This is a genomic window from Streptomyces murinus (assembly GCF_002154555.1).
Classification (GTDB): domain Bacteria; phylum Actinomycetota; class Actinomycetes; order Streptomycetales; family Streptomycetaceae; genus Streptomyces; species Streptomyces murinus.
Map to the genome: position 1 here is coordinate 1 of NZ_MUNF01000989.1, position 535 is coordinate 535.

Consider the following 535-nt stretch of genomic DNA (forward strand, 5'->3'; position numbering starts at 1 on the left):
CCCTGGTGCCGCTCCGCAGCGCCCCCGCCTCCCCCGCCCGCGCCAGCACCTCGTCCACCGACCACTGGTCGTAGGCGTGCTCGCCGTAGCGCGCGGCCACGATCCTGCCCTCGGCGTCGATCAGGAAGTCCGCGGGCAGTCCCAGCCGACCCCCGTGCGGCTGGGCTGCCGGTGCGTGCTCCCGGCGGCGTGGGACGGTCCACGCGCTGCGCAGTACCGCGCGCAGGAGCGGGCCCCAGACGCGTGGGTTCAGCAGGGCGCGCGGTGCGGACTCCACGCCGAACTCGACGTACAGCCGCTTGTCCGGGTCGGCCACGACGGGGAAGGGCAACTCGGTGACGTGCGCGCGCAGTTCGTCGGCGGGTGAGTGGAAGAGGACCACCTCGCGGACGCCGGCCGCCGTCAGTTCGGAGTGCCGTCGTACGACCGACCGCAGATGCAGATTGCACACCGGGCAGCCGGCGAAGCGCCGGAACTGGAGGTGGGTCAGCCGGGCCGGGTCGGGGTCGGGGAGTTCGAGGGGCGGGCCCGTCAC

General features: G+C 74.6%; 1 protein-coding gene. It reads right to left on the reverse strand.

Features of this window, described 5'->3' with window-relative positions; all coding sequences use genetic code 11:
* The coding region (locus CCN72_RS37150) for a peroxiredoxin-like family protein (RefSeq protein ID WP_107430304.1) at positions 1-535 on the reverse strand (535 nt) is incomplete at both ends.